Raw genomic sequence first — 19,731 nt, forward strand, 5'->3', positions numbered from 1 at the left:
CGGGTGATTGTGCTTTCACCAGTGTAAGTTAGATTCAGAGATTCATCAAGAAGTGGACAGTTCTCCCTATATAAACATCAACCCATTACAAGCCTTCCTAAACAACAACACGCGCCGAGGTGATATCGGCGCGCGCTGAATGCTATCTATTCTATTAAATAAGGTCCAGAACAATCACGTTCACAGAATGGGCAGCTAGATTTACAATTGCAGTGTCTTTATTAAACATGATTTCTGTTTCAACCGGAGTAACCTTCTCATCATTTTTTCTGTTCACATTAGGGGTGTGAATCAGCGAAGCATCGCCTGTTAAAGTAATCCATTTACCGGTAGTAGCTACGTTTAAGCCTTTCAATTCAAGCTTCGTTGCTTTCTCTACACGATCCGCATTCACAAGCTTCATATAGAGATGCTTATCATCTTTAGTAACGGAATTGTATACTTCTCTGTTATACGCTTCGAGCTTATAATCAAGCACTTTACTTGTTGTCTTGCCATCTGTGTAAGAGCAAATCAAATGCTTGCCATCTGCTCCACCATAATTAACAGTGATGGTATATGCCGTATGATCCGCCAGCTCTTCATAGCAACTTGCTCTCAGGTTACCTGCTGCTGTACTAGAGGAATAATCGCCGAGCGTATAAGCCTCAATCCCTTGCTTGTACACCTTGACTCCTGTGGCATCGCCATTATAACCAATCGCATATTCGATAACATCTTTATTTTCTGGTGAAATGTCTGTCAGACCTGCACCTACATAGAAGCCATCTTCGCCGGAAGCTCTTTCAAGAACAACCTCTACTTTATAATTAGTCCACGTGTCATTGAGGATATACAATCCATTCAGCCCGCTGTTCTGTGCCTTCAAGACTAGACCTTTGGAAGGATCAATCGTATATCCGGCAGAGCCAGGAATGACTTTCCAAGCTTCATGCAGCGGTTGTGTAAAATCTTGCTCAAACATAACGCTTCCATCCGTATTCGAAGTAACCTCCAACCGCTTCACAACCACTGATGCTTTTCCGGCAGCCACTTCAATTCCTCCGTGAGGAATGAGGTCTACCTTTTCCCCGTTGCGATAGGTCGAGAACGATGTGCCAACCACTTTGGTGCCGAGATATTTAGCGTACAGCTGTTGAACATAGTAGTTCGGCGTGTACCATACAGTTTCATCATCAAACCAAATGCAATCTGGTGTCCATCTGTAGGTGCCATCTGTTAATACCTTATTGAACAAAGGTGCCGTTGCAGCTAGTCTAATCACATCAGCGTTATTCTCGAAGCTGGACATAATCGCCGCCTCAGCAATCGCTCCTGCTAATGTATTTTTATCTGTCGAAGCATATTCACCCACAAAAACCTTCGAAGTTTCAGCCTCGTCCAAACTGCCGTCTTCTTTATAAGCTCTGTAATAGTAATTGTAGCGATCCGCATTCTCTAACAAATACTCGTTGGAACGGTAGTAATGCTCGTCCGCAATGGTATCCATGTAGTTCTTTTGTTTCTCATACCAGGTAACCGTCTCTTCAATACTCGATGTTCCATCCGTGAAGCTGATCTGTTCCGAGCCTTGTAGATTTCCGCTTAGGAATTTCCAGCCTTGTTGATAGGCATCATCATCTGCTTGTGCGCCAACCGTAGAAAGAATGGTCAGTTCATGATCAGGGTAGTTCTTCACCATATATTCATCAATTGTTATTTTAAAATATTCGAAGTTAGCAAAAAACTCTGTTCCCCAGTTTTCATTCCCCACACCCAAGTAACGCAGGTCAAACGCTGCTTCATGGCCCATCTTTTTACGCAAAGCGGCCCACTCGTTATTGTCAAAATCCATGCTTATCGCAAAATCAATCAGATCCGTAAAGTTCTTCACATAATAGTCTCTTAATGCACCACCAGCAGGATTCGCATAATCCGAACGTGCTTGACAGAGTACCCCGCAGGCCATAACAGGAAGTGGTGTTGCATTCAAATCCTCGGCCAATTGGAAATACTCCATATAGCCAAGCCCCATCGTCATCATGTAGCCCCATACATTATAGTTCTCTTTGCGAAGCTCAATGTCGTTGACGGATTCTTTCCAATCGTACACATTCTCCCAAATATGAGACCCTTCAGAAATACAGCCTCCAGGGAAACGCAAGAACGTCGGATGAAGATCAACGAGTGCATTCACTAAGTCTTTTCTAAGTCTATAGTTCGGATTCCCTTTATAGTTCGCATGAGCTGTAGCAGAACGTTCTTCTTCCCCAGCGCCCCAAACCTCTTCCGGCATTAAGGAGACCATATCAATGGAAATCTCACCGTTAAAGGTTAACGCCAGCTGACCGAGTACAGTTTCAGATCCTGTTAATACAAGCTTAGAAGCCACGCCATATTTCTTCCAGTTACCGTCATCGTTCACCTCAACCACCGCCGTATCGCTAATGGCTTTACCGTCTTTGTCGAGCAATTGCAGGGTGATTGTTCCCGCTGCCTCTGCCTTCGCCCAAATGGTGAAGTTATACTTAGCATCCTTCTGAATAAACATGGAGCAGTGCTGATTGGAATCCGCAAAGCCTCTATTCTTAATCGTCGCGCCATCTGCCACTGTCACATAATGAGCATTCATATCTTTATCTTCGATTCCGAAGAAATCATTTAATCCGCCTGTATGATGAACCGTCATTTTATCCGTGTCACCAGACCATGCATGCAAAGGTGTATAATTTCTTCCCGTTGAAGTCCCATGCACCCCACATACATGTGAATAGCTGTCAAAAGCAAATGACTCAAAGGAACGATTCTGCACTAGCTCTGCATAAATCCCACCGTCTGCTGCATTATTAATATCCTCATAGAAAAGGCCATATAGAACATCGCTAACATCCAAAATCTCAAGGTTCCCATCGATCGTTAAAGTGTAAGGTGGCAACCCTTCTGGGAGCACAGACACATTGAAGCTCTTTTCTACTACACTGTCACCTTTTTTCAAAAGCGCGGTAAGCGTTACACCTTGCGCAGATTGGACTGTTTTATTCAGAATGCCCTCATTAGAAAGGATTGCTGAATCGCTGGACACCCAAGACACGTTAACTTTTCCGCCCATGAGCGTAGCGGGCAATTCGATATCTTTGGTGATGATGGAGCTAGTGAAGGTTAAATATTTATCTTTTGCAAGCTTAACGATATCTTCATCAGTCAACGATTCACACATAATCTCAATCACTTCGTCCTGCGTTAAACCCGCTTTATATACACGGAAGTCCGCTAGAGAGCCTCCGAAATCCACATCTGCACTGTACTGAGACCTTCCGATCGTATTGTTACTATAATTTCCTTGGTCCTCAAATGTAGCAAACCATGTGCGCAGCTTAGCATATGTACCGCTGGAAGTCTGACTGATCATTCCGTCCGCAACGACCTCACCATTTATAAACACTACAGGTCCTGCACTGCTTAGTGTTCCACCTTTTGTTCCAGTGACCGCAAAAGCGACATGTACCCATTCACCAGCAGTAAAGGATTTCCCAGGATCTGCGACTAAATCTTCCCCTGCAAAACAAGTTCCCCGGAAATTTCGTGTTAAAAAAATATAAGGACCCGTTTCGCCTTTGCCGAAATCAAAAAGTCTTTCCCATAAGCTCCCACCACTACTTACATGCATCCAAGTCGATACAGTAAGGCCAGTTTCGTCGCTGACCTCTTTAAGAAGATCATCCGGCAAAGAAATATAGGATGTGCCATGTTCTCCACCCGCTAGTGAAACAGCACTTCTACCCGCTACCGTCTGAATGGAGGGCAGCTTAGTCCCTGAAGCGGTTCCATCGTTCCCATTCCCTGAGTAATCTTGACCTACATGATCGGGGTTATCAAACTTATAATACGCTATCAAATTACTATTAATAGATTTGTTACTGTTGTCATTGTTCATAGAAGATCACCTGTCATCTTTTGTATTAGAAATCATAAAATCCTAACCAATCTACTGATTACTACGACAAAACCGTTCCAACCGTGAATCATTTAACCTTTATACGAAACATAATAACACACTTTATAATCAATTAATATATTAACTAATTAATATTTTTATGAAATAAAAGAAAACATTTTTATAATTAAAATTTACCAAATAGACCCTTTTATTCATGATAAAATGAATTAGAATGCATGAAGGAGAGATGAAAAATGAATACCCATGTAGGTTATGAATCAACAAAACGCGATTTATTTACCATTGAATGTAAAGATATCCTGTTACGAGAGTTTAGCTTGGAGGATTTAGATGAGTTTCATGCACTTACCACGCAGCCTGAAATCATAGAATTTCTGCCCGACTGGAATGTCCCTAAAGAGCAACGGCTAGATTGGTTAATAAACTATGAAATAAAAGAAAACCAACAGTTTCTGCAAGCAGTCTCAGCGGATGGAAATATCGGGGAGCTTCGTCTTCGCTTAGGCATTATTTTAAAAGAGACGAATGAGTTTATCGGTTGGTGTTGTACAGGTATGAAGGATGAATTACCCGCTCCGAACAGAGAGATTATGTATGCCATATCCAAGGATCATCGCGGCAAAGGGTATACTACACAAGCTGCCAAGGGACTGATTAAATTTTTATTTGAGCACACATCTACCGATGTATTAAACGCTATTGCTCTGGTACATAATACACCCTCAATTAGAGTCATACAAAAATGTGACTTTGACTTAATTAATGAAATTACGATTGAAAATGAAAGCTATAATTATTACCAGCTCTCTAAGTGGTAATGGAATAAGAAAAGAGCTGCCTGAATAATCTCAGGCAGCTCTTTCTTTAGTTCCATTAGTTCATAAATTTAATCAATTGCAGTGATTGCTTGAGAATCTTAACCGCTTGCGCACGAGTAGCCAACGCTTTAGGAGCGAAGGTCGTCTCTGTCATCCCATTCATAACCTGACTAGCTAATAATTCGGAGACCGATTCCTTAGCCCAGCTTCCAATGGCACTATTATCCTTGTAAGAAGCTAATAGAGCGTTATGATTCGTCGCAACAGATGAAGTATAACCTGCATAGGTCAGTGCACGAAGCGTCATCACTGCCATTTCTTCACGGCTAATCGGTACTAATGGGTGGAAGCTGTTATCTTCAAACCCATTTACAATCTTCGCATCTGTTGCCGCGGCAACAGCGCCATAGAACCAATCACTCGCCTTCACATCCTTGAACTTCACCGTCGTCCCTTGAGCATCCAGCCCAAGTGACCGTACTAGTAAAGCTGCGAACTCCGCTCTTGTAATTTGCTGCTCAGGTGCAAAATGTGTAGAAGTTTCACCCTTAACAATTAATTTAGAAGCAAGAAGCTCGATATCGCTCTGCGCCCAATGTCCTTTAATATCATTAAACGTAACATCAGAGTGAATGACTGTGTAGATGCTGTTTCCATTTCGTTTCATGTCTGCCAAAGTTTTGTTGCCTGTCACTGTAAAGTAAGTAGGCACGAATACAAGCTCTCCACTTGCTTCGTCAAAACGGACTCCGGTACTAATTTGTGGATCAAGTGCTGTATCCAGCGCTATCCCTCTGGACACATAAGTCGTACCAAAGTTATTAATCTTAACCGTCTTTCCATTGCCTTCAGCAGTGATTTCAAACTTAAATGCTGGACTTAGCAAGCTGCCACTCTTTTGGTTGGCTGCTTGATTAATAAGTCCGGTTTGTTGCTCATCCACTTTAGAAATCATTATAGTGATGTTGATATCTTTAATATCCACACCCAGACTTCTTAATAGCTCTGCCGTAGGAATCACACTTGAAGGAAGATTATAGAAGAACTGACTGCTCTCAATCTTCAGACTGGAGTTCAATCTAGAACCATCCGTTGGTGCAAACGCCTGTAATGGCAGTTCGATTTTAATAGGATTCGTGGAAAGCTCCATTCCTAGAACCGCTTGCATATGTGCTTGAAGTGCTTTGGTAAGTGCATTGGCATCGACAGATACTTTATCGTATGTCACACCATCCTTACCCACTTCAGTTATCGTTGCAATCTTAACGTTATCCAACTGTGCCGCATGATCTGTAGGTACTGATGTTGCTGTTGGTTTTGCAGTTGGCGTTGGTGATGGTGTCCATACCGATACTGGTGACGTCGGATCTGGAGACGGTGTCACTACTGGTGTTCCTGTTGGTTCTACCGTCGGTGTCGTCGTCGACGTTGCTGTCGGTGTCGGCGTCGGCGTTGCTGTCGGCGTCGGCGTTGCTGTCGGCGTCGGCGTTGCTGTCGGCGTCGGCGTTGCTATCGGCGTTGGCGTCGGCGTCGCCGTTGGTGTCGGCGTCGGCGTTGCTGTCGGCGTCGGCGTTGCTGTCGGCGTCGGCGTCGGTGTTGCCGTCGGCGCTGGCGTTGCTGTTGCCGTTGGCGTCACAACTGGTGTTTCCGTTGGCGCTGGCGAAACTGTTGCCGTAGGTGTGGGCACATCAGTACCTTTTGCCAGTTCCTTCGTATTCCGCACACGGATGCGAGTTCCTTCCGTATTCTTTCCAGTAACTCCCACAGCTACCAATGTATCGCCGATAGCCAATACCGGAACAGGACCACTCTGTTTCACGATATATCCATCGGCAAAGACCAGAATTGGACCTGAGCCATCATCAATAACATAGGAGTTCTCATCGAATTGCGAACGAACCTTCCCCGTCACTTTTACTAACAGCCCTTGGTTACTATCCAAACTAGCCTGTGCTGTAGTTAATGTAAGTGGTTGTACCGGATCCGTATGTCCTGTTTTAATTACGTCCATCACGAACGAATCAAATTCAAGTTCATAGTTGTTCTCGAATAGCTTCGTTTTTCCGTAAATTCGTACGGTATCCCCTTCAACCAAACTTTTCTCAGGAACTTCTTTAAAGGCCATAATCCCGCCAGAAGCATCCTGAACATAGAACGCATCGAAGAAGATGTCCGAGCCCGTAACGACTGTTCCCTCAACTACTCCAGCTGTTCCTTCTGGTTGTGTTTTAAGACTAGCGATCGTGTCGATCTTTGTTTCTCTGTGAGCCAGCCAATTGATAGAATTCAATCCAAGCTCATTGTTGCCCTTAGGATTATAAGATTCATCCAATTGCTTATCATTCACAAAGTTCATACCGGAGACAATAATACGTCCCTTATCTACTTCTTCTGAAGCTATTGCAGGAATTGCAGAGCCACCAACACCGTCATCGACGGTATCATAAACGTATCCGCCGGCAGCGATCTTATCTTGAAACGTCGTTTCATTTCCTGTAACAAGGACGGTAACTTTATCCGTATCTGTTAATGCTTGATGTCCGACTTTTTCCAAGCTGGCCCCACTGTAATACTCAACGGTCAATGCCCGGTCTGTAATATAGTTTTTCACTAATCCTGGATGTAATCTAACTGTATACGTGTTCGTTCCTATAGGTTGAGACCAGAAGTTACCCTCAGGACTTGTGTCAAAAATACCGTCATTACTCACCTGGATCGTAGATCCTATCTTCTGTAATAGCTCATTACTAATCGTAGGCTTTGAGCTACCATTATTACTCTTCTCTGTTAAGAACAATGAACCTCCGCGCGCTACAAAATCTTTTATCGCCGTGCTTTCAGCATCAGTCACAGCGGCCGAAGGATGTGTAAACATTAGTACACTTACATCGGTCAATGTTGCATCTGTGATAGCTCCGGTGTTCTCTACGACAGTGTATCCTTCCTGCCGAAGCTGTGTGGTGAAACTTTTCAAATTGTCTTTATACGTACTTCCATCGGTCGATGTATTCTCATTTTTATGCGAGGCATCGATCAATACTTTAATTCCCAAGGAAGCCTTGATAGTCACTTCCAATTCGAACTGATTATCATCGGGTGAATCGCCAGGCGGCGCATCTACAACTGCAATTAATTTATGATTGCCTTGAACTGGATTGGACCATAACACTTGCGCCGTTGCCGTACCTTTTGATAATACGGAAGGAACTACAACTTCATTAATCAAATGAGCCGAGTCCACAACATCATAATAGAAGTGAACTTTAAGATTACTTAGATCCTGTGATCCAAGGTTAGTTAATCCCGCTTCCAAGGTAGTCGGACTACCGGAAACCAAGCTGTTGCCTACAATATTAATACCGCTAATCTTAATATCTGTAGTTACATCTTGTGACCAAATTGGTGCGGAATATGTTTGCTCACCATCCATTTGTGTTACCTTAACCACGAACCATTGCTGACCGCCCGTTACTTCAACAGAAGGACTCCAAGTGAAGTCTTTGGTCATTGGTGATACTGTTTTAATAATCTTATTGCCATTAGTGATCAACTCTACCTTAGCCACTCGATCATCAGACTTATAGGAACTGCTAAGATAGCTATATTCAGGTTTACTCTTATCTTCTGCAACATCATCTTTTCCTGCGATGGAGAAGTTAAGGGTATTGCCCTTTACGGTTGCTCCCATGTAACTGCCATTCGCAAGAACATCTAAAGTAAAGTTTGGATCTTCACTCATGTACACGCGCATATTGCGCATCGATTGCAGCAAAGATTCCTGCGACAAATCATCGGATACGATGACTGTTCTCGCATTGGTCTGTCCCCATGTACCATCATGATTATCTTCACCATAAGTTGGGGCTACATGCCATCCCAAATCCAGCGCTTTGAAGTATTTACTTTCTGCATTCGCATAACCATAATGACCTGATCCATTACCCACCTCAAACATGGTGAACAATTTATCAACATTTTTGTCATAGGGTGCGAAATTATTAAAAGCGTTCGCTGACATATCGGGATGATTGAACTGGGCCACGATATCGTCATACGTCAATACCCATGCATAATACTTACTCAAATCTTGGTATTGACCTGAGTTTTGTTTACGATCAATAAAATTATCGGTTCCAAATACATTGGAATGCCCCCAAGTAGTTGAAGTCATTTCAAACGCTGGGAATACAACAAAGCTATCATTTTTAGTGTATTGCTTCGCTAGATCCTTCGTTAATTTCCAGTCTTCTCCCCCCGTACGTTCCGGTTGACCTTTATGATCTACGGTATCCGAGCCTACCATCGCTGCATCAATATCATGCGAATGGTCTGAAAAAGCGAAGAAATCATAGTTATGTGCTTCGGCTGCCTTCAATGCGTCTTCAGGCGTACCCGCAGCATCATGTGAAATATTCGTGTGATTATGAGTGGTTCCACGATAGTGGTTACCGCCTGTAAAGATAGGTGTAATTGTAAAAGTCCATTTATACGTTCCGGCATTATGCTTGTTATCACTAACATTCACGACAACCGTATGATCACTAATCGCAAGTTCGCTGCTATTGGTAATCATGATGGTATCTCCGTTAATGCTAGCCGGAACAGTCTTTCCATCCAGCTTGACGACTAAAGAGGATGCATCCAAACCGCTTGGCTCATCATATTTCACAGAAATGGCTGGCTGTCTATCTTCGATCTTCGTACCTGACATTGGAGTCTCTTCGAAAAACTCAGGTGCAAATGTATCCTCAACTACAGAAACCTTAAAGGGTGCATCCGGTGTGCCCGACTGCTTAGTGACTTCACCCATCTTAGCTTCTACGTAATACTCAAAACTACTACCTGAAGCAACAAAGCTAGAATTCAAATGTGCTGTGTAGCTGCTGCCATCAGTAGTATTCATAGGTAATGATGCATATACCCCACCAATGGTTCTGTAGTGAATAATTACAGAATCAGCATTTTTAGCTTTAGCGGCAAATTGAATATCTGCATTCGTATAAGCCTGTGTAATCGCTTGATGTGTAAGTGCAAGCTCTTTAACTTCTTTCACATCATCGGTGGATCTAGGAAATACCTGATACCCACTCTTAAAAGTAGTACCTGACACATACTGACTGAATATCCCGGTAAATATGTAGGTTAAATCCTTCTCCAGTTTGGTCGGAACATCAATTCCACTAGCTGTAGTAACACGAACCGTAATCGTTTTGTTCGTTACTGTCTCAGCAACGGTAATGTTATACCCATTACCAGCCATCGCTGGAATGTTAGTGATTTTACCTGTGAATTGAACTAATGTTCCTTCCAGTGGTTCTGCCTTTGTGTAGTTGATTAAATCTAACAAAGTAGATTCTGTAGGAATAGGAAGCGCGGCTTTTCCATTCTTCACAACTTTCGTAGGGGTTATTTCTGTTAAGCCATTATAAAATTGAATCGCACCTGTGACTGTAACTAAATCACCTTGAGTTACTGTAACACCCGTTGGAAGGGTTCCAAAGACCGCGATTCCTCCTGTAGCATCTTGCATATAGAATGTATTGCTTGCAGTCAATTCATTATTACCAATGACTACACCTTGAATCGTAAATACTTGATTAATTTTATCCGATTTACCGTTGCTATCATTCGTGTGTATCGTACTGATCGGTGTAATAACAGATGTGTCTTCTTTAGTAACTACAGTTCGAGGACCCTCCAAATTTCTACCATTAGAGTTGACGGTCAACTGTGCTACATAAACATCATCCGTACCACCTGTGAAAGTAAAGGTGAACGATCCATCTGCTCCAGCAACAACATAGTCTTTTCCATCTGTTGTATTGGAGTTACGGCTTCCAGTTGTGGAGCTATTGTAGCTGTAGATTGTTGAATTAGGAACAGCAGCACCTGCAGCTCCTACAATTCTACCTCCGCCTTGGGAATCAAGATAATAGTTAAGCTTGTCCGGATTAAGAGCTGCACTAGGCACAGCCAAACGAATAACTACAGGACTACTTGCACTTTTATCCAGATCTTTAGCCGTTAGGTAAACTTGTGTATTGCCGCCAATATTATCAAAGGTTAAATTGTTAAATGCCCCTGACGCATCTGCATAAACAGCATTCGTAACCACAACTGAACCTGTACTTGGATCATTTAGATATAAGGATACATATGTATCTGCTGTAACAGACGCAATATTTCCTGTGACCGTACCTAGTGTACCTTCATTAGTGAATTGAATGTTCTGTCCAAGCGGTTGTGAACTTTTGGTAATCACAATAGCTGGTGTAGCAGAGTTTCTTGGAGCTAGAACGGGGCCCACAACGAAATCCGTACTGTTGTTATCAGTATCTAGTCCAGCACCTTTACCTGGTCCAGTGTTACTTCCATCCTCTGATTTCCGTTGTGCACTGGTTGAATTGCTTAGGGCAGATAATTTCGTTCCTTCTGACTCGTTGGCACCACCGAAGCCCAGAAAGTCAACCACACTAGAATCTGAAACGCCAGAAATGGCAGCCTGTTTGCTTGTGAGTGCAACCTTACCATCCGTTCCTGATAAATTTATATTTCCAATCACATCTGCTTGAACAGGAAGATCTGCCGGAGCATTAGCTCCCTTGGCACCCTGTATCAGTAAGAATCCATGTGATTTAATCATTTTACCTGTGAGTGGTGTCATACTTACGGTCCCTGAGGTAGCAGCCGTAAATACTCCCGCCTTTGCAGCATACTGAACAGCATAATCATTCAAATCTACATCATAGTCAGTCGGGTTATACAGCTCTATAAAATCATAGGAATATGGAGCTCCATTATTCCCTCCCCCACCAAATACTTGGCTGATTACTACATGCGCAGAAGCAGCTCCTGCAGCCTTAGGCAATAGCAAACCTTGCGGAATCATAGACAAGAACAGCAATACAGCTAATGCTAAACTTGTCCGTTTTTTCACTTTCTCAAACTTCAAACTCATGAACAAAATTCCTCCTCGTGTTACTAATCAGTTAGACTTTCATAATAAACCTCCTTTGTAAACGAGTTGTCTTCGTTTTATTTCGTTTTGTAAATTTTAATTAAAAAATAATTAGACTTTTTAAATTTTATTAAATAATTCGCTAAAAAACTCCCTCATATTATCTTTTCACTTAACACTCCAATGACAATTTAAGATTATGATCAACTGTAATAACATCATTAAATACATATTTATCTTCAAGGGGGAACAACTTTGTCAGCTCGTAAGAATCGCTCCAATCTATTAAAATCATTAATCTTTATTGTAATTTTCCTTATTTCCATGACTTCTTCTCAACTAACGGCTTCCGCACATCCACTTAGTGCCAGTTATACCACCGTTACTTTTGATAAGGACAAGACCGATTTTTCATTTTCATTGGACGTCATTTCGATCATTGAAAGCATGGATAATGTGGATATAAACGGAAATGGAATATTGGAAGAGAATGAGATTGAGAGTAATAAGCATCGTTTAGAAGAATGGATCGAAGATAGCGTCATCTTGGAAATGAATGATCAACAGCAAGCTCCAGAGCTTCAAGATCTCTTCCTTGATAAAAAAGGGGATAAAGAGGTTCTTACCTGGAATTCTACCTATCCTGCCTTTGAGCCTGGACAAACCATCGCGATCAATGACGGCCTTTATTCACAAGCTACAAGTTCACCGTATGTCAATTTAATTACTGCACATAACGGAAATCAGACTAGCGAAACGGTAATGCAAGGAAAAGACCGGACGTGGACCCTGCTGCTAACAGAGGATCAACAGGAGCAGCAATTATCATCATCCACCAATTCGTCCTCATCAGGTAGTTCTGGGTCCTCATCCGATTGGTTTTCTTTTTTCAAACTGGGAATGAACCATATTCTTACGGGTTATGATCACTTGTTATTCTTATTCGCTCTACTATTAAGAAAACAAACGCTCAAACAATATGCTGCAATTATCACAGCATTCACTTTAGCACACAGCATTACGTTAACACTCGCAGTTCTGGGCTGGATTTCCTTACCTTCACGAGTTGTTGAATCTGTCATTGCACTCAGTATTTGTTATGTAGCGCTTGAGAATATTTTCCGTAAAAAAATCCGTTTCCGCGCGCTCATAACTTTCCTGTTCGGACTCATTCATGGCATTGGCTTTGCGGATATTCTTCAAGAAATGAACTTGCCAAAAGCACATTTGGCTGTGGATCTGGTGAGCTTTAATGTAGGCATTGAATTCATCCAATTATGTATTGTGATTGTTTTGCTTCCGGTGCTTATTTTTCTCCAAAAAAGAAATTTCTACAAACCGGTTATCGCTTATGGTTCGTGGCTAATTACTGCACTTGGCGCCTTTTGGCTAGTGGAGAGATTGTTCTTTTAGAATAAGTCCTTTAGTCTTATGCAAAAAACCTCTGCATGGGAAATGGAGATACGATCCATTCACCTAAACAGAGGTTTTTTTGAGCTGATTCATGATTGCCGCTTCAAGCGAAGCATTTGCTCTAGAAGCTGTTCCACATCTTTTTCCGGGAATGCCGTCATTAGCGTGTCTTTAAAGGTTTCTTGTGCACGGATGAGCTTGGCCTCACCAATGGAGGTTAAGGAGGTATAAATACTTCTGCGATCACTATCGCATGCTCTTCTCTCTAAAGCTCCACAGCCCTTAGCTTCAAACCGGCTAACTAGTCGTGAAACGGCACTTTGGCTTAAACCAACCATAGATTCGAGCTTCTGCAATTTCAGTTTTTTCTCTGGGGCTTCCGACAAGAATAATAACAAATAGAACTCTTTTAAAGATAAGCCATGATTCGCTTGCAAATTAACTTCTAATTCATTCGTCACATTCATTTGTATGTGGGTTAACGTCAACCAATTCGCGATAAGGTCATTGTTAAGAATTTTGTCCATCTATCTCTTCATCTCCTGAGCGTATGACTATTCATGAATTTTTTCTTCTATATAATAGTACTACACTCCACATCCATTGTGCCAAGCTTAATCCAAAAAAGAGAAAAGACCGTTTCTCCAAGAAGTCGGTCTTTCCAAATGATACAATTTAATTTCGTTAGTCCTTAGCCTTTAATTCTAGGAAATCCAAAGGCATACTGCCTAGGAACACCCGGGTCTTGCTGAAGCTCAACCCCAGCCTCCAGCGTCCAATATGGATTTCTCAGCATCCCCCGACCAACTGCAACAAGATCTGCTTCCTCATTCCCAATGACTGCATTAGCAAGAGCGGGTTCATCCAATCTTCCTACAGCAATCACCGGTACATTCAAACCATATTTGATCTCTCTTGCCAAAGGTACTTGATACGCAGCATGTGTTCCTGGTTTGCCAGCAGCCGCGATAGGACCTTCACCGCCTGCACTGATATGGAAAATATCTGCGCCAGCTTCTTTATAAGCTTTACTAAAGGCCAAGCTTTCTTTAATGCCATATCCTCCCTCAACATATTCTTGAGCTGAGATGCGCATGATCAGTGGCATTCCTTCAGGCATTTCACTTTTCGCTGCATGAATGATTTCAGTACCAAACAAGGTCAAATCTTGGCCATATTCATCTGTTCTTTGATTCGTTAGTGGGGAATGGAACTGATGAATCAGATAACCGTGCGCACCATGAAGCTCTATAACATCAAACCCCGCTTGAATCGCACGCTTCACGCCCAAACGGAATTTCTCAACCATACCCTTCACTTCTTCAGTCGTTAGGGCACGTGGTGTTTTGGAGTCAGCGTCAAATGGAACGGCAGAAGAGGATACAGGAACTGCTGCATCTTCAGCCTTACGCCCAGCATGAGCAATTTGAATTCCTACTTTAGCACCATAAGCATGACAAGCTTCAACAATTCGAGCCAGAGCAGGAATTTGCTCATCAGACCAAATACCAAGGTCAAAATCAGTAATCCGTCCATCAGGATCCACGTCTGTCATTTCAATAATAATCAATCCAGTTCCGCCAACGGCGCGGCTTACATAATGATTATAATGCCAATCGGTAGCGATTCCGTCCTTGTTAGTCACTGAATACTGACACATTGGAGGCATAACCACGCGGTTCTTCAATTTCAAATCCTTCATTTCATACGGGGTGAACAAGTTCTTCATGATATCTCTCCTCTTTATAAAAAACTAAATTTATTATGAACATTAAAAACATGTTTTAGCAGAAATTAATTAATGTATGCTCATGCATGTATATTATTATAGAATATCTATGGTGTCAACCATGAATGTCTCCTGCGGCTTAATAACTCCACGTATTGTTGAAATCTTTGCCGCAAGGTAATATATGGGTATCTATTTTACAATCACATAGTATCTTTCCTACTCTGAATATTGAGCAGACTGCCGCTTATTATAGTCAGTAAGTACTTAGGCTTTCAAGTTGTGCCCTATTTAGATACGGAGGAACGCATATTTGCCTGTATCGTGATGATACAGAAATTATCCTTACACAATCCCAAGGACAAAAGGTTATTCCTAATCGAGAATTGTATGGCTATGGGTACGATGCCTATTTTATTACGGAACAGCAAGAGCAGTTGGAGAAAGAATTCGAAGCCGCTGGTGTTAATATTGTCCGAGCATTAATAAACACCGACTATAATAACAAGGAATTTGTTATTGAAGATGTCGATGGACGCTGGATTGCTTTTGGAATCAAAGGATAAAAAAAAACGGCCCTCAGCCGTTTTTCTTGTTTTTCAAAAGAGTCCAAATCTCTTCTTGCAGCTATTTTTACGTGAAGGATTCAGAACATCGGTAACCCCGATTTTATTTAACTTATTAAGTAATTCTTCCTCGCCATGCTTAACTTTATAATCTAACTCTTCTCCAAAAAGCGGAATTAAAGTATAGAAGTGCACCACTTTCTCACTGTTCATTTCCAAATTAAAAAATCCGGATTGATCTTCAACTTCTGGCACCCACACAAACATCCCTTTAAATCCTGTATCCTCACTATAAGGCTGTACTGGATTACCGTTGACTAGCGTATGCCCCATATAGAGCCATGTATTATATTCATGTGGAAACCTAGCCGTCGTTTTTAGGGCACGTACAGGCCAATAATTTCTTTCATCCTTAAAAGCCTCATCAGACAGCTTCCATGTAGGAGGAAGGCAAATCATTAATTCAGTATATTGATATTCTTCTGCGCCATCCGGAACCTGCATCGCAAATTCACTCATACCTGATGTAATTAAAGTATAGTAATTCCGCTCAGGCGTCGGGTTAACAATTAAAATATCAATGGACAGAACGTCTGAAATAACCTCTTTAAAAACATTATCAATTACCCCTATGTATTGTTCAATATGATTGCATATCATCTGGTTAGACTGATCAGAATACATTTATAATCCCTCCCTTATATGTTTATCGGTATAAAAGAGAGGTTTTTATTGCTAATTTACAGAAATTTCATCTCCACTGCCATTGATCCTACAGAAATCACTATGATTTTGGCTAATGAATGTAGAATAGTCCTTCCCTTGATCTAATAAATGCTCTTGAAAAAAATTAGCAACAAGCTCATTTATCTGATTATGAATCCCACAAGTTCTCTGATATAAAGTTTCGTCCTCCTCAAAAAGAGGCATATCACTAAAGGACATATGCGTCGCCTTTCGTATTTTCAAAAAAGATTTATATCCATTCCAATTCCGGAAAAGCTTTTCTTGTCCTTTGATGAAATCCTTTGCTATTTTCTCCTGTAAAATATTGCTTAAGGCTTCTAAAGCAGAAGCCTTTTGCCTTAATACAAGTAAGGGGACCGTATTATTCTTCACTTCATTCTCAATATATAAATGCATGCTTGCATCTAATAAAACTGCGGCTTTAATTCTATCATCTTCCATAGTTAAATCTAATGCAGTAGCACCGCCAATTGAATGTCCAATCATTCCAACCTTATCCATATCAAAAATTCCCATTCTTGAATTCAGGTTGGATAGGTGATCTAATACATGCTGTATGTCCTTTTTTCGAATAGATATTAAGTGATGTAATTCGGTATAATCCGTAGCCTCTATTGTCCTCATCACCTCTGATTGATTCATAAATTCTCCACTGGGACAAACGGTAAACATCGCCTCATAAGCAGCACTGACGGTTACCACGATGAATTCTTGCTTTACCAGCGCTTGTATATTGTAAATATACATATCTCTATCTAAGCCTAGTGCAGGAGAGTAGATAATGACAGGATAGGATCGTTTGGATTTTTGTTGCAATGCTCCCTCGCTGATTGAGGTAGATAATCCACCTATGATATCCATATTCATTCCAATATCTTGTAGAATTTCTCTTGCTTGTTGTTCACAGGGCCGGAAAAGATCCATATATTTCATTTCAGATTCATTGTTTTCGAGCAATCCATCCGGATCCGGATAATAAATACTTATCACGATTTTCCTGAACTCAGACTCTTCTTGGAACGTACCTTTTCGCGTGTAATCCGTTAATATTTCAACTTTTCGAAAAACTCCCATGGTTCCACTCCATTCCTTCTCGTTCGCTATATTTTAATTTATTTTCCTGTTTATTGAAATGAATTCTCCATAATGTCCATACTAATGTCGATTGCTATGAATGGAATCAAGTTGAATGAACGGTTATAATACCTAAGTGCAGGTGAATCTCCAAGCGTAAACGCCTTCGGCGTCCTTATAAGGACGGTAAGCGTTTATTCGAGAAATATAAGACTTAAAGCATAGGTACATAACTTATTCTTTCTTATATTTTAAAAAATTCAGGGATGTGGAAACTTTAATGGTGAATAATTCAGCATATACACTTTATTTACGTGAGGATTGGAAAAAACTAAGCGATTTCACCGCTATCCAATTATCAGAAAAAGAGCTTAGTGATATCCAAAGTATTAACGATAAAATTTCGATTGAGGATGTAAATGAGGTCTATCTTCCTCTGTCCCAGTTGATATATTTGCAGCTTCAAGCCTCTCATACCTTTAAAGATTCTATCAATCACTTTCTTAACAACGATCTAAAAAAAGGTCCATTTATCATAGGCATCGCCGGAAGTGTCGCTGTTGGCAAGAGTACAACCGCTAGACTTCTTCAGAAGCTCCTTTCTCAATTACCTTCCCATCCAAAAGTTGATTTAGTTACAACGGACGGGTTCTTACTTCCCAATGCCGAGCTGGAAAAGCGTGGAATCATGAAGAAAAAAGGATTTCCTGAAAGCTACGACACACGTAGTTTAATTTCATTTTTAACTAAAGTGAAGTCTGGTGTTTCAAGTGTTCAAAGTCCTGTATACTCGCATCTAACTTATGATATCGTGCCAAATGAATTTATTACGATCGAGAACCCGGACATCCTAATTGTTGAAGGGTTAAATGTTCTTCAGACTAGTTTGACGATTAATCAATGTGTGCCAAACTATTTTGTATCTGATTTCTTTGATTTTTCAATTTATGTGGATGCTGATGTGAATAATATTGAGAAATGGTATATTGACCGGTTTATTAAACTTAGAGATACCGCCTTCCAGGATGAGCAATCTTATTTTAAAAAATATGCGCAGTTATCACTAGAAGAATCTATCGAGATCTCGAAAAGAATATGGAAAGAAATCAATTTTGAAAATTTGATACACAATATTTTGCCTACCAGAAATCGTGCAGATCTTATTCTATTTAAAAATAATAATCATCACATAGATCGCATTAAACTCCGAAAATAAATCAGTACTCTCACAAACCAAGTCTCTGATTTGCAGAGCTTGGTTTTTTTATGTATAAAAATTGGGTGAATATCGTAGGTGTAATGCCATTATCCTCTCGCCAGGGCAAACGTATACTGTGGTACATTCGTACACTAATGTAGAGAGAGGATAAATCAAATGATCGAAATCGCCTTAGCCTTTCAAGATAAGGATGGAAAATATGCAGAGCATGCCGGTGTCGTTTTAGCGTCAGTTTTTCATCATACAAGTTCCCCAATCCATGTTCATATTTTACATGATGCCTCTTTAACCGAAGTTAACAAACGAAAGCTCACCAGATTAACCACTAAACATCAGCATACGATTAGCTTTTATCCGATTACTTTACCCGAAGATATGCTCCAGGTTCTTGCTAATATTAATGCTATCGATATGTGGACACATGCAAGTATGTACCGGTTGCTGCTTCCCGCGTTAATTCCTGCTGACAAAATTATTTATCTGGATTGTGATGTATTGGTAAACATAGACATCGCGGAGCTGTGGCAGGTCGAGCTGAATGAAAAATATTTAGGGGCGATTTGGGATCAGGGCATTATGGATGTTGCACCTATTGTGAGCGCCAAAGGGCTGAATCCTGAGATTTATTTTAATTCTGGAGTGATCGTATTTGCTTTGAATAATATCCGCCAGAATACGAACTGGTACCAAGAGATGCTGAACTTCTTGCGCACTTTCCCTGATGTCACCATGCCTGATCAGGATGTTCTAAATGCAGTTTTTGGAGCGAATTACCTCCCTCTCGATATCCGTTTTAATTCATTTAACATGGCCATCCCAGATCATGACTACAATAATAAAATTGTCCATTTTGCCGGGGATGAGAAATGCTGGAATAAAGATTCCTCAGGATTTGCGCTGTATCGTAAGTTCCTGAATCTAACCCCTTGGAGAGCTTTTAAAGCCAAATTAAAACGAAGAAGACGGAAGGTCAGCTATGTTAAGCGGCGGTTTATACGAAAAAGTAATAGACGAATCATATATAGACGTAGAATTAAAACGATTCGCACAAGAATCTCACCCCTTTCGCTGTTTCAATTGAAATTAATTAGAACGATTAGAAGAAGAAAAGGGACTGTAATCAATACAAGAATACAAAACCAACGACGCATTAAACGCTAAAAAGCAGCCCCTATTGAATAGGGACTCAGGCTCTCGAGAAACCCAAGGTCATCCAATGAAATGGGTTTCTCGTCATTCTGAAAAACGGCATCTCTGCCGTTTTTCTTGA

The 19,731-nt window shown here is 41.1% G+C and carries 11 protein-coding genes; 5 read left to right on the forward strand and 6 right to left on the reverse strand.

Features of this window, described 5'->3' with window-relative positions; genetic code table 11:
- Positions 1-154 precede the first annotated feature (154 nt).
- Positions 155-3,913 carry an alpha-L-arabinofuranosidase C-terminal domain-containing protein gene (locus M2444_RS10990; protein ID WP_280786948.1) on the reverse strand — a complete coding sequence of 1,253 codons (3,759 nt, stop codon included), beginning with the start codon at positions 3,911-3,913 and terminating at the stop codon, positions 155-157.
- Between the two features lie 257 nt (positions 3,914-4,170).
- Here M2444_RS10990 and M2444_RS10995 point away from each other — a divergent pair, with 257 nt between their 5' ends.
- Complete coding sequence (locus M2444_RS10995; RefSeq protein ID WP_280786949.1) at positions 4,171-4,755, forward strand: GNAT family N-acetyltransferase; 585 nt, start codon at positions 4,171-4,173, stop codon at positions 4,753-4,755.
- A gap of 55 nt (positions 4,756-4,810) precedes the next feature.
- Here M2444_RS10995 and M2444_RS11000 read toward each other — a convergent pair whose 3' ends face one another.
- On the reverse strand, positions 4,811-11,713 hold the full coding sequence (locus M2444_RS11000; protein ID WP_280786950.1) for an S-layer homology domain-containing protein: 6,903 nt from the start codon (positions 11,711-11,713) through the stop codon (positions 4,811-4,813).
- Positions 11,714-11,968: 255 nt separating this feature from the next.
- Between M2444_RS11000 and M2444_RS11005 the strand changes: the two genes are divergently transcribed.
- Positions 11,969-13,126 carry a HupE/UreJ family protein gene (locus tag M2444_RS11005; RefSeq protein ID WP_280786951.1) on the forward strand — a complete coding sequence of 386 codons (1,158 nt, stop codon included), beginning with the start codon at positions 11,969-11,971 and terminating at the stop codon, positions 13,124-13,126.
- Positions 13,127-13,215: 89 nt separating this feature from the next.
- On the opposite strand, the gene M2444_RS11010 is transcribed toward M2444_RS11005, so the two are convergent.
- Positions 13,216-13,653, reverse strand: a complete 438-nt coding sequence (locus M2444_RS11010; RefSeq protein ID WP_094870961.1) for a MarR family winged helix-turn-helix transcriptional regulator — start codon at positions 13,651-13,653, stop codon at positions 13,216-13,218.
- Between the two features lie 164 nt (positions 13,654-13,817).
- Positions 13,818-14,855 (reverse strand): NADH:flavin oxidoreductase/NADH oxidase, encoded by a 1,038-nt coding sequence (locus M2444_RS11015; protein ID WP_280786952.1) that lies wholly within the window; start codon positions 14,853-14,855, stop codon positions 13,818-13,820.
- A gap of 386 nt (positions 14,856-15,241) precedes the next feature.
- On the opposite strand from M2444_RS11015, the gene M2444_RS11020 reads away from it, so the two are divergent.
- Positions 15,242-15,421, forward strand: coding sequence for a hypothetical protein (locus M2444_RS11020; protein ID WP_280786953.1), 180 nt, complete (start codon positions 15,242-15,244; stop codon positions 15,419-15,421).
- A 33-nt stretch (positions 15,422-15,454) separates the two neighbouring features.
- Here M2444_RS11020 and M2444_RS11025 read toward each other — a convergent pair whose 3' ends face one another.
- Together M2444_RS11025 and M2444_RS11030 are read right to left on the reverse strand one after the other, a co-directional pair.
- A complete protein-coding gene (locus M2444_RS11025; RefSeq protein WP_094870966.1) occupies positions 15,455-16,105 on the reverse strand; it encodes a suppressor of fused domain protein in 651 nt (216 codons plus the stop codon).
- 51 nt (positions 16,106-16,156) lie between these two features.
- Entirely contained in the window at positions 16,157-17,242 is a 1,086-nt protein-coding gene (locus tag M2444_RS11030; RefSeq protein ID WP_280786954.1) for an alpha/beta hydrolase family protein, read from the reverse strand.
- A gap of 280 nt (positions 17,243-17,522) precedes the next feature.
- On the opposite strand from M2444_RS11030, the gene coaA reads away from it, so the two are divergent.
- Positions 17,523-18,458, forward strand: coding sequence for a type I pantothenate kinase (gene coaA, locus M2444_RS11035; protein ID WP_280786955.1), 936 nt, complete (start codon positions 17,523-17,525; stop codon positions 18,456-18,458).
- Positions 18,459-18,617: 159 nt separating this feature from the next.
- The gene (locus M2444_RS11040; protein ID WP_094877018.1) at positions 18,618-19,622 is read left to right on the forward strand and encodes a glycosyltransferase family 8 protein; all 1,005 of its coding nucleotides are present in this window, start codon (positions 18,618-18,620) and stop codon (positions 19,620-19,622) included.
- Positions 19,623-19,731 lie beyond the last annotated feature (109 nt).

Source organism: Paenibacillus sp. PastF-3, from assembly GCF_029893135.1.
Taxonomy (GTDB): Bacteria; Bacillota; Bacilli; order Paenibacillales; family Paenibacillaceae; genus Paenibacillus_AQ; species Paenibacillus_AQ nitricinens.

What these genes read in the sequence shown, in the direction of transcription:
- M2444_RS11015 (WP_280786952.1), bottom strand. Translation starts at nt 14,855, where the DNA reads ATGAAGAACTTGTTCACCCCGTATGAAATGAAGGATTTGAAATTGAAG.
- M2444_RS10995 (WP_280786949.1), top strand. Translation starts at nt 4,171, where the DNA reads ATGAATACCCATGTAGGTTATGAATCAACAAAACGCGATTTATTTACC.
- coaA (WP_280786955.1), top strand. Translation starts at nt 17,523, where the DNA reads ATGGTGAATAATTCAGCATATACACTTTATTTACGTGAGGATTGGAAA.
- M2444_RS10990 (WP_280786948.1), bottom strand. Translation starts at nt 3,913, where the DNA reads ATGAACAATGACAACAGTAACAAATCTATTAATAGTAATTTGATAGCG.
- M2444_RS11030 (WP_280786954.1), bottom strand. Translation starts at nt 17,242, where the DNA reads ATGGGAGTTTTTCGAAAAGTTGAAATATTAACGGATTACACGCGAAAA.
- M2444_RS11025 (WP_094870966.1), bottom strand. Translation starts at nt 16,105, where the DNA reads ATGTATTCTGATCAGTCTAACCAGATGATATGCAATCATATTGAACAA.
- M2444_RS11010 (WP_094870961.1), bottom strand. Translation starts at nt 13,653, where the DNA reads ATGGACAAAATTCTTAACAATGACCTTATCGCGAATTGGTTGACGTTA.
- M2444_RS11040 (WP_094877018.1), top strand. Translation starts at nt 18,618, where the DNA reads ATGATCGAAATCGCCTTAGCCTTTCAAGATAAGGATGGAAAATATGCA.
- M2444_RS11000 (WP_280786950.1), bottom strand. Translation starts at nt 11,713, where the DNA reads ATGAGTTTGAAGTTTGAGAAAGTGAAAAAACGGACAAGTTTAGCATTA.